General features: G+C 76.7%; 9 protein-coding genes. 6 read left to right on the top strand and 3 right to left on the bottom strand.

What is annotated here, in order from left to right:
• Positions 1-5: 5 nt before the first annotated feature.
• From IEW03_RS03590 to IEW03_RS03580, 3 genes are all read right to left on the bottom strand, one after another.
• Positions 6-815 carry a DUF3027 domain-containing protein gene (locus IEW03_RS03590; RefSeq protein WP_188522275.1) on the bottom strand — a complete coding sequence of 270 codons (810 nt, stop codon included), beginning with the start codon at positions 813-815 and terminating at the stop codon, positions 6-8.
• Between the two features lie 34 nt (positions 816-849).
• A complete protein-coding gene (locus tag IEW03_RS03585; RefSeq protein ID WP_188522274.1) occupies positions 850-1,230 on the bottom strand; it encodes a cold-shock protein in 381 nt (126 codons plus the stop codon).
• 69 nt (positions 1,231-1,299) lie between these two features.
• Positions 1,300-2,148, bottom strand: a complete 849-nt coding sequence (locus IEW03_RS03580; protein WP_188522273.1) for a TetR/AcrR family transcriptional regulator — start codon at positions 2,146-2,148, stop codon at positions 1,300-1,302.
• A gap of 122 nt (positions 2,149-2,270) precedes the next feature.
• Between IEW03_RS03580 and IEW03_RS03575 the strand changes: the two genes are divergently transcribed.
• From IEW03_RS03575 to IEW03_RS20540, 6 genes are all read left to right on the top strand, one after another.
• A complete protein-coding gene (locus IEW03_RS03575; RefSeq protein ID WP_188522272.1) occupies positions 2,271-3,194 on the top strand; it encodes an NAD-dependent epimerase/dehydratase family protein in 924 nt (307 codons plus the stop codon).
• A 39-nt stretch (positions 3,195-3,233) separates the two neighbouring features.
• Positions 3,234-5,771 (top strand): helicase-associated domain-containing protein, encoded by a 2,538-nt coding sequence (locus IEW03_RS03570; RefSeq protein ID WP_188522271.1) that lies wholly within the window; start codon positions 3,234-3,236, stop codon positions 5,769-5,771.
• A gap of 134 nt (positions 5,772-5,905) precedes the next feature.
• A complete protein-coding gene (locus tag IEW03_RS03565; protein ID WP_188522270.1) occupies positions 5,906-7,594 on the top strand; it encodes a DNA repair helicase XPB in 1,689 nt (562 codons plus the stop codon).
• Positions 7,595-7,706: 112 nt separating this feature from the next.
• A complete protein-coding gene (locus tag IEW03_RS03560; RefSeq protein WP_188522269.1) occupies positions 7,707-8,705 on the top strand; it encodes a TIGR03557 family F420-dependent LLM class oxidoreductase in 999 nt (332 codons plus the stop codon).
• 101 nt (positions 8,706-8,806) lie between these two features.
• The gene (locus tag IEW03_RS03555) at positions 8,807-10,075 is read left to right on the top strand and encodes an AI-2E family transporter (protein WP_229737354.1); all 1,269 of its coding nucleotides are present in this window, start codon (positions 8,807-8,809) and stop codon (positions 10,073-10,075) included.
• Positions 10,076-10,283: 208 nt separating this feature from the next.
• On the top strand, positions 10,284-12,389 hold the full coding sequence (locus IEW03_RS20540) for a TPM domain-containing protein (protein WP_268236075.1): 2,106 nt from the start codon (positions 10,284-10,286) through the stop codon (positions 12,387-12,389).
• Positions 12,390-12,439 lie beyond the last annotated feature (50 nt).

Raw genomic sequence — 12,439 nt, 5'->3', positions numbered from 1 at the left:
CGCCCTCACCGCCTGTCGTCGGCGGGATCGATCCGTTCGACGCTCACCTCGTCGATGAGCGGGGCGTCCGCCGGCCAGTCCGTGCCGGACGGCTCGACGTCCGTCTCGGAGTGCGCGCCGCAGCCGTGGTCGAGCGAGACGACCTTGCCGTCGTCCGGCGACCACTCGTTGGCGCAGACCGCGAAGAGCTGACCGAGCGGGCCGGCCAGCGGGACGAGGAACGCGCAGGTGCCGCACTCGGCCTTCGACGCCACCGCGCCGCGCGACGTGGGCCCGCGGGAGCCGCGGTACCAGCGCTCGGCCGCCTCGTCACGACCCTGCGGCGACAGCACGCGCGCACGGGCGAGGGCCAGCTCGTCGATCGCGACGGAGTCCAGCTCCTCGTCGCCGGTGGGCGTCCACCCGGGCTCGAGGCGCGGGTCGTCCGCCCGGAACGGCAGCGTGTCCCCCGGGCCGATGTCGCCGGGGCGCAGGCGCTCCGACCACGGCAGCCACTCCGGCGCGAGGACGGCCTCGTCGCCCGGCAGCAGCTCGACCTCGCACACCGTCGCGACGCGCCCGCGCGGCACGCGGGCCAGGGTCACGGTCCAGTGCCACCCGCGGTAGCCCTTCATCGTCGCGGCGAAGCGGTGCGACATGAGGCGCTCGCCCTCGGCCACCGTCCCGAGGTGCTCCCCCACGTCGGACGGCGACGAGGCCACCTCCTGCGCGGCCTCGCGCGCCTGGTCGGCAGCGGCCAGCAGCACGGCGTCGTTCCGTGCGCGGGCGCTGACCCGCGGTGTGCGCGCGGGCGCCGGAGCGGCAGCAGTCACCATGTTCCCTCTCGCGGGTCTCTGTCTCGGGTTCTCGTCAGCTGTCGAGGTCGTCGGCGACGGCGCGCAGCAGCGTCGCCACGCGCTTGCCGGTCGCGGCCTCAGGGTACTTGCCGCGCTTCAGCTGGTCGCCGACACGGTCGAGCACCGTGATGAGGTCCTCGACGATGCCCGCCATCTCCGACGGGGCCTTGCGCTTCGCCTTGGCCACCGACGGTGCCGGGTCGAGGACCGTCACCGAGAGGGCGGAGGGTCCGCGGCGGCCGTCGGCGACACCGAACTCCACGCGCGTGCCGGGCTTCGGGTTCGCGTCCGGGGGCAGCGCCGAGGCGTGCAGGAAGACCTCGCCGACGTCGTCGCCCGCGATGAAGCCGAACCCGCGCTCCGCGTCGTACCACTTGACCTTGCCGGTGGGCACCTCAACCTCTTCGTGCTCGTCGGATGTGACGGCCGCGGGCGCAGGTGCCCGGGGCCGGAAGGTCCCAGGTTACCGGCCGCCGGCGGGCGACGTCGCATCCGTCCCGTCGCCCCCGCCGGCGACGTCGCCACCTGCGACGATGCCGAGGTCGGCGCCCAGCCGCCCCGCGACGAGGTCGAACCAGCGCGCCGTGTCCGTGACGGATCCCACGAGGTGCCCGAACAGCTCGAACGACACCGTGCCGAACAGCGTCGTCCACGCCATGATCGTGCGCACCACCGGCTCCGTGGGCACGTCGGCCGCGCGCCCGCGCCACAGCCCGCGCTCGACGACGAACTCCCGCGCCGCGGCGACGAGGTCGCCCTCGCCGGTCCCGACGGCCCCGTCAGCCTCGGCGGCCGGCCCCGCGGGCGCCCCCACCGGCCGGGCGCCGCGGACGTGGGCGTCCAGCACCACCGCCACGAGCACCCGCACGACCCGCGTCGCGGGCCCGACCGTGTCCCGCGGAGCCGCATACCCGGGCACGGGCGTGCCGTACAGCAGGGCGAACTCCGCCGGGTGGGCCACGCTCCAGGCGCGCAGGGCCCGGCAGGCCGCGAGCCAGCGCGCCGCCACGTCGTCCTCGTCCCGCCGGGCGCCGGCCTCGGCCTGCTCGACGGCGGCGCCGAGCTCGTCGTAGCACTCGACGATCAGCGCGGTGAGCAGGGCGTCGCGGCTCGGGAAGTAGCGGTAGACCGCGGACGAGACCATGCCCACGTCGCGGGCGACGGCGCGCAGCGACAGGCCGGCCGCGCCCTCCGTGGCGAGCCGCGCGCGGGCGGCCGCGAGGATCTCGCGCGTGATCGTGGCGCGGGCGAGCGCGCGCGCAGTGCGGGGGGCGCCACCGGTGACAGCGGGCTCGTGGGTCTCGGGGGTCACCGTCCGAGGATGCCACGCCGAGATCACCGACCACAAACGCGAGCACCGCTCTTGTCAGACCGCTGGCGCCCTGTCATGCTCGACCCGACAGAGAGCACCGCTCTCGGATTGGAGCATCAGCCATGACCGACCGCCACCTCGTCGTCGGCGCCGGGCCCGTCGGCCGCCACGTCGCGACCCTCCTCGCGGCCCGCGGCTCGCAGGTCACCGTCGTCACCCGCTCGGGGCGGGACACCGGCGTCCACGGCGTCACCCACGTCGCCCTCGACGCCACGGACGCGGACGCCCTGTCCCGCGCGGCCGACGGCGTCGACGTCCTGCACAACTGCGCCAACCCCGGCGACTACACGCAGTGGCAGCGCGCCTGGCCGCCGCTCGCCGCCGCGCTGCTGACCGCGGCCGAGCGCGCCGGCGCCGTCTACGCCATCACAGGCAACCTCTACCCCTACGGCCCCGTCGACGGCCCGATGACCGAGGACCTCCCCGACGCCGCCACCGGCCCCAAGGCGCGCCTGCGCACCCGCATGTGGGCCGACGCCCGCGCGGCGTCCGAGGCCGGCCGGCTGCGCGGCGCGGTCGAGGTGCGCGCCGCGGACTACCTGGGCCCGGGCGTGGGCGCCAACGGCCACGTGTCCCGGGTGCTGCCGGCCGCCCTGGCGGGCCGGCGCGTGACCATGATCGGCCGCACCGACCTGCCGCACTCCTTCACCGACGTCGGCGACGTCGCCCGCACCCTCGTCGCCGCGGCCGACGACCCGGCGTCGCACGGACGCACCTGGCACGTGCCCAGCAACGCCCCGCGCACCCAGGCCCGGGCGCTGGCCGACGTGCTCGCCGCCGCCGGCCGCCCGCCGGTGCGTGTCGGCTCGCTGCGCGGGCCCGCCCTGCGGGCGGCCGGGCTGGTCTCTCCCCTGATGCGGGAGCTGCGCGAGCTCGCCTACCAGTTCGAGCGCCCGTACGTCATGGACTCCACCGCCGCGCAGCAGCAGTTCGGCATCGCCCCGACCCCCTGGGAGGAGGTCTGCCGCCGCACGGCCCGGCAGTGACGGCGCGGCAGTGACAGCGGGGCGCGTAGCATCGATCAGATGGCCAGCACGTCGCCCGGGAGCCCCACGGCGGTGGCCGACGTCCCCGACGGCGCCGGTGCCCCGGCGGGCCCCCTCACGTTCACCGAGTCGCTGCGATCCCGTGACGACGCCGGCCTCGTCGCGCTGCTGCGGGCCCGCCCCGACCTGGCGACGCCGTCGCCCTCCACGCTGCGCTCCCTCGCCGCCCGCGCGTCGAGCCGCACCAGCCTCGAGCGCGCGCTCGCGCACGCCGACGCCCGGACGCTGCAGGTCCTGGAGGCGGTGCTCGCGCTCGCCGACGCCGGGCCGGTCGGCGCGCCGGAGGTCGCACGGGCGGTCGGGGCCGACGACGTCGACCCGCCCGGCGGCCCTGAGGGCTCCGACCGACCCGACGCCCGCGCCGCGGTCGCGCAGGTGGTCGACGACGCGCTCGCCGCCGGCCTCCTGTGGGACGCCGGCACCCCCGCCCGCCCCGACCTGCGCGTGTGCCCCGGCCTCGACGACGCGCTCGGCCCCTACCCCGCGGGTCTCGGCCCTCGTCGTGACCCCGGCGCGCGTCCCGACCCGTCGGGCGTGCCCGACGCTCGCGCGGCGGGCCCGCGCCTCGACGACCTGCCCCGCGGCGGCCGCGAGGTCCTCGAGGCGCTGGCGTGGGGCCCGCCGGTCGGCGTCGTCCCGGCCCCCGGCACCCCGGCCCGCGCCGCCGTCGACGCGCTGGTGGGCACCGGGCTGCTGCAGCGCACGGACGCCCGGCACGTCGTGCTGCCGCGCGACCTCGGGCTGGCCCTGCGCGGCGGCCGCACGCACCGCTCCCCCGAGCTCGCGCCCCCGCGCCCCGCGGGGCGGGCGATCGGCGCCGAGACCGCCGACACCGAGTCCGCGAGCGCCGCCCTCGACCTCGTGCGGTACGTCGATCTGCTCGTCGCGGCCTGGGAGGAGACGCCGCCGTCCGTGCTGCGCAGCGGCGGGCTCGGGGTGCGCGAGCTGCGCCGCACCGCGCAGGCGCTGGGCTGCGACGAGCCGGTCGCGGCGTTCGTCGTGGAGCTCGCCGCGACGGCCGGGGTGGTGGCCGACGACGGCGACGCCCCGCCGTCGTACCGGCCCACGACCGTCGCCGACACGTGGGACGACCTGGACGACGCCGACCGCTGGGCGCTGCTCGCGGCGGCGTGGCTGCCGTCGCGCCGCACGCCGTGGCTCGTCGGGTCGCGCGACGAGAAGGGCACCGTGCGCGCGGCCCTGGCCCCCGACCTGCACCGCGCGTGGGTGCCGCGGCTGCGCCGCCACGTGCTCGGCGTGCTGGCCGCGCAGCCCGGCACGGCGCTGGACCTCGACGCGGTCATGGCCGTGCTGCGCTGGCGCACCCCGCGCACCGTGCCGCCGGAGCAGGCGGTCGGCGGGCTGCTCGCCGAGGCCGCGCTGCTGGGCGTCACGGGCGCGGGCGCGCTGTCCGGGCCGGGGCGGGCGCTGCTCGCGCAGCCGGACCCGGACGCCGCCCCCGGCGCCGCGCCCCTCCCGGCGGCCGGCGGCCTCGCGGGGGCGATGCGCGCAGCGCTGCCCGACGAGGTGGACGAGGTGTTGCTGCAGGGCGACCTCACCGGCATCGTGCCGGGGCGCCCGTCGCAGTCGCTGGCGCGGCTGCTCGAGCGCTCGGCGGAGACCGAGTCCCGCGGCGCGGCGACGACGGTCCGGTTCTCGACGGCGTCCGTCACGCGTGCGCTGGACCACGGCACCACGGCGGACGAGCTGCTCGCGGACCTCGCGCACCGCTCGCGGGTCCCCGTGCCGCAGCCGCTCGCCTACCTGGTGCGGGACACGGCGCGGCGGCACGAGGCGGTGCGCGTGGGTGCGGCCGGATCGTACGTGCGGTCGGCGGACCCGACGACGCTCGCCGGCCTGGCCGAGGACCCGCGGCTCGCCCACCTCGGCCTGGTGCGCCTCGCCCCGACGGTCCTCGCCTCCTCCGTGCCCGCCGGCGAGCTGCACGAGGCCCTGCGCACCCGCGGGCTGCTGTCCGCGCTGGAGGGGCCGGACGGCCGCGTGCTCAGCGCGCGGTGGCGGCGCCCGCCCCGCCTGGAGCGGGACGCCGACCCGCGCCGCCGGGGCCCCGTCGCGCGCGTCGACACCGCACGCGTCGAGTCCGGGGACACCTCGGACGAGGCCCGCGCCGCGCTCGTCGCCCGGCTGCGGGCCACCGACCGCGGCGAGGAGACCGCGGTCGACCGGCTCGCCGCCCGTGCCGCCGCACGGCCCTCCCACGCCCTTGGCCCGGAGGCCGACGCCGGGCCCGGACGGTCCGCCCCGCGCGCCGGCACCTCGCGACCGCGCCACGGCGGGCCGCTGCCCGGCGACACGATGGCCGTGCTGCACGACGCCCTGCGCGACGGTCGCAGCGTGTGGATCGAGATGGTCGGCCCCCGCGGCGCCCTGGAGCGCCGGGAGCTCAAGCCCCTGCGGCTCGACGGCGGCCGGCTGCGCGCCCTCGACCCCGTCCGCGAGGCCGAGCTCACGGTGGCCGTGCACCGCATCGCCGGGGTCGAGCCCGCCGACGGCTGACCGGCCGAGGCTCCCTCTGCTTGCGCCACGGACGGCCAGCCACCCCGGAACACGCGGCCGGCACGTGGTGTTGGCATGCTGGACGTCCGCACCCCGGCGTCCGTCCCCACGTCCGGCGCACCGAGAGGAACCGCATGCCCGACGGCCCGCTCATCGTCCAGAGCGACAAGTCCATCCTGCTCGAGGTGGACCACCCGCGCGCCGACGACGCCCGCCGCGCCATCGCCCCGTTCGCCGAGCTGGAGCGGGCACCCGAGCACATCCACACCTACCGGCTCACCAGCCTCGGGCTGTGGAACGCGCGTGCCGCCGGCCACGACGCCGAGCAGGTGGTGGACACGCTGCTCGAGTACTCGCGCTACCCCGTGCCGCACGCGCTGCTGGTCGACCTCGCGGAGACGATGGGTCGGTACGGGCGCCTCACGCTCGCCACGCACCCCACGCACGGTCTGGTGCTGCAGGCCACCGACCGCGCCGTGCTCGCGGAGGTGCTCAAGTCGAAGCGCACCGCCGGCCTGGTGGGCGAGCGCGTGGACGACGAGACCGTCGTCGTGCACCCGTCCGAGCGGGGCCACCTCAAGCAGGTGCTGGTCAAGCTGGGCTGGCCCGCGGAGGACCTGGCCGGGTACGTCGACGGCGAGAAGCACCCGATCGACCTGGCCTCCCCCACCACCCCGCGCACCCCGACCGAGGAGCCCCACACCTGGGAGATGCGCCCCTACCAGGCGCAGGCGGTGGACGGGTTCTTCCACGGCGGCTCCGGCGTCGTCGTGCTGCCCTGCGGGGCGGGCAAGACGATCGTCGGCGCGGGGGCGATGGCGCGCTCCGGCACCACGACGCTCATCCTCGTGACCAACACCGTCAGCGCCCGGCAGTGGCGCGACGAGCTGGTGCGCCGCACCACTCTCACCGAGGACGAGATCGGCGAGTACTCGGGCTCCCGCAAGGAGATCAAGCCGGTCACGATCGCCACGTACCAGGTGCTCACGACCAAGCGGAAGGGCGTGTACAGCCACCTCGAGCTGCTCGACGCCCGCGACTGGGGTCTCATCCTCTACGACGAGGTGCACCTGCTGCCGGCGCCCATCTTCCGCATGACGGCGGACCTGCAGGCGCGCCGCCGCCTCGGCCTCACCGCCACGCTCGTGCGCGAGGACGGGCGCGAGGACGAGGTGTTCAGCCTCATCGGGCCCAAGCGGTACGACGCCCCGTGGAAGGACATCGAGGCGCAGGGCTACATCGCTCCCGCCGACTGCGTCGAGGTGCGCCTCACGCTGCCCGAGCACGAGCGGATGCTGTACGCGACGGCGGAGCCGGAGGACAAGTACCGCCTCGCCGCGTGCGCGCCGGGCAAGAACCGCGTCGTCGAGCAGATCGTCGCCTCCCACCCGGACGACCAGGTGCTCGTCATCGGCCAGTACCTCGACCAGCTGCAGGAGCTGAGCGAGCACCTGGACGCGCCGCTCATCACCGGGGCGACGACGGTCCGCGAGCGCCAGAAGCTGTTCGCCGCGTTCCGCGAGGGCGAGATCTCCCGGCTCGTGGTGTCGAAGGTCGCGAACTTTTCCATCGACCTGCCGGAGGCGTCGGTCGCGGTGCAGGTGTCCGGGTCGTTCGGGTCGCGGCAGGAGGAGGCACAGCGCCTCGGGCGTGTCATGCGGCCCAAGGCCGACGGGCGGACGGCGCACTTCTACGCCGTCGTCGCGCGCGACACCGTCGACCAGGACTTCGCCGCGCACCGCCAGCGGTTCCTCGCCGAGCAGGGGTACGCCTACCGCATCGTCGACGCGGAGGACCTGGGAGCCACCGACACCGCGAGGTAGTGCCGCCCGCGCTCCGGTCGTGCCCGGCGGGCCCTACCGGAGCGCGGAGGGCACTACCGGGCGGTCCGCCGCCCCGGGTGCGGGCATCCGGGCGCCGCCGCACGGTGGCCGCATGACCCGATTCGGCTACACCCTCATGACCGAGCAGTCCGGCCCCCGGGAGCTGGTGCGGTACGCGGCGGCCGCGGAGCGCACCGGCTTCGACTTCGAGGTCTGCAGCGACCACTACTTCCCGTGGCTCCGGGCGCAGGGGCACGCGCCGTACGCCTGGAGCGTCCTGGGCGCCGTGGCGCAGGCGACGGAGCGCGTCGGGCTCATGACGTACGTGACGTGCCCGACCGTCCGCTACCACCCCGCCGTCGTCGCGCAGAAGGCGGCGACGACGGGCCTGCTGTCCGACGGGCGCTTCGTGCTGGGCCTGGGGGCGGGCGAGAACCTCAACGAGCACGTCGCCGGCGAGCGCTGGCCCGCGGTGGACGAGCGGCACGAGCTGCTCGCCGAGGCCGTCGAGATCATCGGCGCCCTGCTGGCCGGCGACCTCATCAGCTACCGCGGCGACCACTTCCAGGTGGACTCGGCACGCCTGTGGGACCTGCCCGACGAGCCGGTCGAGCTCGCCGTCGCCGTGTCCGGCGGCCGGTCGGTGGAGCAGTTCGCGCCGCAGGTCGACCACCTCGTCGCGACCGAGCCGAAGGCCGAGCTGCTGCAGCAGTGGGACGCGGCGCGAGCCGAACCGGGCCTGCCCGCCTCCCGCAAGATCGGGCAGCTGCCGATCTCGTGGGACCCCGACCGCGACGCCGCGGTCGCGCGCGCCCACGACCAGTTCCGCTGGTTCGGCCTCGGCTGGCCGGTGAACGCCAACCTTCCCACCACGGAGGCGTTCGACCGCGCGACCGCGTACGTGCGGCCCGAGGACGTCGCCTCGTCGATCCCCTGCGGCCCCGATCTCGACGGCGTCGTGGAGGCCGCGTCGGCGTTCTGGGAGGCGGGGTTCACCGATCTCGCACTGGTGCAGATCGGCGACGAGAAGCAGCAGCAGTTCCTCGACGAGGCGGCGGGCCCGCTGCTCGCCAGGCTGCGGGAGGCGGCACCCTCGGGCGCCGAGGGATGACCGTGGAGTGACCGCCGGACGGCCGGCCCCCGGGCACGCGGGCCGGCCTCCCCCCGCGTCGTGACGCGCCCCGACGGCCCACGGAGGCTACGTTCGCTCCCATGACACGTGCGCCCGAGGACGCAGCGCAGCCGCCCGTGCTGCACGACTCCCGCCGCCCGCCGCGCTGGGTGCCGCGCGCCCTGCTCATGGCCACCGTCGCCGTGTTCGCGGCGCTCGCCGTCGGGTACGCGCTGGGGCAGCTGCGCGGGCTGATCGTCAACCTCGTCATCGCGTTCTTCGTGGGCCTCGCGCTCGAGCCGATCGTCCTGTGGCTGGTGCGGCACGGCTGGCGGCGGGGGCTGGCGGCCTTCGTGTCGCTCATCGGGTCGCTGGTCGTGGTGCTCGTCGTGATGGCGCTGTTCGGGAACCTGTTCGTGCAGCAGCTGATCCAGCTCGTGGAGTCGCTGCCGGAGCTGTACGCGCAGCTGCGCGACTACGCCCAGGGCACGTGGGGGGCGACGCTGCCGGAGTCGGACGCGCTGCTGCGTCAGGCGGTCGACCAGTTCGGCACCGACGTGGCGACGGGCACCCTCCTCATCGGCACCACGATCGTCGGGGTGGTGTTCGCCGCGCTGACGATCCTGCTGGTCACGTACTACCTGCTCGCGGCCGGGCCGCAGTTCCGGGCGTCGGTGTGCCGGTGGCTCACGCCGAACCGGCAGACCGACGTGCTGCGGATGTGGGAGATCACGCAGCTGAAGGTGTCGGACTTCATCAACTCCCGCATCGTGCTCGCGGCGCTGTCGGCGGCGTTCACGTTCGTCTTCCTGCTGATCATCGACACGCCGTACGCGCTGCCGCTGTCGGTCTTCACCGGCGTCGTCTCGCAGTTCGTGCCGACCATCGGCACCTACCTCGCGGGGGCGCTGCCCGTCGCCGTCGCGCTCACCTCCCAGGGCCTGCCGCAGGCCGTAGGGGTGCTGGTGTTCGTCATCGCCTACCAGCAGCTCGAGAACCTCGTCTTCTCCCCCAAGGTCTCGGCGCGCGCGCTCGAGATGAACCCCGCCGTGAGCTTCGTCGCGGTGCTCGCCTTCGGCGCCGTCTTCGGGCCTCTCGGCGCGTTCCTCGCCCTGCCGATCGCCGCGACCATCCAGGCGGTGGGCAACACCTACCTGCACCGCTACGAGCTCGTCGAGTCGCACCTGCTGTCCGACCCCGAGCGCACCGGTGGCGCCGAGACCACCGAGGCCGGCGAGACCAGCGAGGCCGACGACGCCACGGGCGGGACGTCGCGCCGGCGCCGCGCCAACCGTCGCGCCGCCCGCGAGGCCGCGCGGGCCGTCGACGAGCGGCGCGAGGGCGAGGACCGGCAGCCGCCGCACGGCTGACGCTCCGGAGACACGGGGCACAAGCGCAGCAGGCGCACGGCAGGCGCACCGCCGCGTCGCGACCGGCCGGGGTGTGACCGGCCGCGGTGTGACCGACGCGGCGCCGGGCGCGATTGCGTCGGGGCCCGCCCCGCGTCACGATCAGGGCGTGAATCCCGCCCGACCAGCCGTTCCACGTCGTGCGGCGACGACCAGCACCTCCCGACCGTTGCCCCTGCTGCCGCCGGGGTCGCTGACCGTCCTGCTGACCGTGCTGCTGTCGCTCGCCGGCGCGCTCGGGCTCGCGGGCGCGGCCGCGCCCGCCGCCCACGCCGTCCCCCCGCTGACGGAGCTGGAGGACGAGATCACCGACCCGGCGGGGGTGCTCGGCGACGACGCCGCCGAGGTCCAGGAGTCGCTGGACCGGCTCGCGGACGAGACGCCCTACCAGCTCTTCGTCGTCTACGTGGACTCGTTCGACGGCGTCGCCGGCAGGGACTGGGCCAACGCCACCGCCACGAACGCCGCGCTCGGCGTCGACGACCTGCTGCTCGCCGTCGCCACCGAGGACGGCGCGTACGGCCTGTCCGTGGACAGCAGCATCGCGCTGAGCGACGAGCGGCTGGACGCCGTCGAGTCGGCCGCCGAGGACGAGCTGCGCGACGGCGCCTGGGCGGACGCCGCGATCGCCGCGGCGGACACCGTGCTGGACGGTGCCCCGGGCTCCGGCGGCGGGTCGGCGTGGGGCGTCGTCCCCGTGGTCCTGGTCGTGGGGCTCCTCGCCGTCGCGGGCTGGTTCTGGTTCCGGTCGCGCCGGCGGTCCGCGACGCAGGGTGCGACGACGATCGGGCGGCACGGGACCCCGGTGCCCGGTGAGGCCGCGCTGGCGGGCCTCGACACCGACGAGCTGGAGCGGCGGGCCGGGGCGGCGCTCGTCGAGGTCGACGACGCCCTGCGCACCAGCGAGCAGGAGCTCGGCTTCGCCCAGGCCGAGTTCGGCGTGGAGGCGACCCGCGAGTTCGCCGCCGCCCTCGAGACCGCCCGCGGCGACGTCACGGGCGCGTTCCGCCGCCAGCAGGAGCTCGACGACGAGACGCCCGAGGACGAGGCGCAGCGTCGCGGGATCCTGCTCGACGTCCTGGCCCGCTGCGAGCGTGCGGCGGCAGCCCTGGACGCCCAGACCGACGCGTTCGACGAGCTGCGCGACCTGCACGCCCGGGCACCCGAGCTGCTCACGGAGACGGCGCAGCGCGCCGACGAGCTCGACTCCCGCGTCGACGTCGCCCGCCAGACGCTGGCCGGGCTGACCACCACCTACCCCGCGTCCGCGCTCGCGTCGGTGCGCGAGAACCCCGACCAGGCGGCCGCCCTCGTGGCCAACGCCCGCGACGCGGTGGCCACAGGGCAGGAGGCGCTCACCGAGCGCACCCGGAACTCCGCCGTGGGGCACCTGCGCGCCGCCCAGAACGCGCTGGGCCAGGCCGGCACCCTCCTGGAGGCGGTCGAGACGGCGGGCACCGCCCTCGCGACGGCGAGCGCCGACCTCGACAAGGGCATCGCGTCGATCACCCAGGACGTGTCCGACGCCGAGCGCCTCGCCCCCGGCGACCCGGCCGTCGGCGCCGCCGTCACCGAGGCGCGGGCCGCGGTCGACCAGGCGCGCGACGCCCGGTCGGGCGGCGACCCGCTCGCGGCGCTGCGGCGGATCACCGCGGCCGAGGCGGCGCTGGACGCGGCACTCGCGGGCGCGCGCCAGCAGGCCGAGACCGACGCGCGGGCGAACGCGCTCCTGCGTGACGTGCTCGCCCGGGTGGACGCGCAGGTCGCGGCGACGCAGGACTACGTCGCGACCCGCCGCGGCGCCGTCGGCCCGCAGGCACGCACCCGGCTCGCCGAGGCCGCGCGGCTCGCCGACGAGGCCCGCTCCCTGCAGCGGACCGACCCGTCGGCGGCCCTGGACGCGGCCCACCGCGCCGAGTCGCGCGCGCAGGACGCGGCCCGCCTCGCCCGCGAGGACACCGACGGCTGGGGCATGAACCAGGGCCCGGGCCAGGGTGGCTCGGGCTCCGGCTCCGCCGGCATGGTGCTGGGCGGGATCCTGCTCGGCGAGGTGCTGCGCGGCTCCGGCGGCCGGCGCGCCCGGCCCGGCGGGCTCGGTGGCGGGTTCGGGGGCTTCGGCGGCCGGGCGGGCGGCCTCGGCGGCCGGTCCGGCGGCGTCGGCAGAGGCTTCGGCGGCGCCGGTTTCGGCGGCGGCGGGCGCAGCCGCCGGGGCGCAGGCCGCGCGGGCGGGAACCGCGGAGGCCGTGGCGGACGTTCCCGTGGTGGACGGTTCTGACGAACGCTCCGACGACGACCCCCGAGGCCTCCGGGCGCGAGTGCCACGGA

It is taken from the genome of Isoptericola cucumis (genome assembly GCF_014635665.1).
Lineage (GTDB): Bacteria > Actinomycetota > Actinomycetes > Actinomycetales > Cellulomonadaceae > Isoptericola > Isoptericola cucumis.
Note: the sequence above shows the minus strand (reverse complement) of the source record. Positions and strands in the feature narration are given on the sequence as shown.

Excerpts from the sequence above, each read along its gene's own strand:
- IEW03_RS03560 (WP_188522269.1), top strand. The coding sequence starts at position 7,707 with ATGACCCGATTCGGCTACACCCTCATGACCGAGCAGTCCGGCCCCCGG.
- IEW03_RS03570 (WP_188522271.1), top strand. The coding sequence starts at position 3,234 with ATGGCCAGCACGTCGCCCGGGAGCCCCACGGCGGTGGCCGACGTCCCC.
- IEW03_RS03565 (WP_188522270.1), top strand. The coding sequence starts at position 5,906 with ATGCCCGACGGCCCGCTCATCGTCCAGAGCGACAAGTCCATCCTGCTC.
- IEW03_RS03590 (WP_188522275.1), bottom strand. The coding sequence starts at position 815 with ATGGTGACTGCTGCCGCTCCGGCGCCCGCGCGCACACCGCGGGTCAGC.
- IEW03_RS03575 (WP_188522272.1), top strand. The coding sequence starts at position 2,271 with ATGACCGACCGCCACCTCGTCGTCGGCGCCGGGCCCGTCGGCCGCCAC.
- IEW03_RS03555 (WP_229737354.1), top strand. The coding sequence starts at position 8,807 with ATGACACGTGCGCCCGAGGACGCAGCGCAGCCGCCCGTGCTGCACGAC.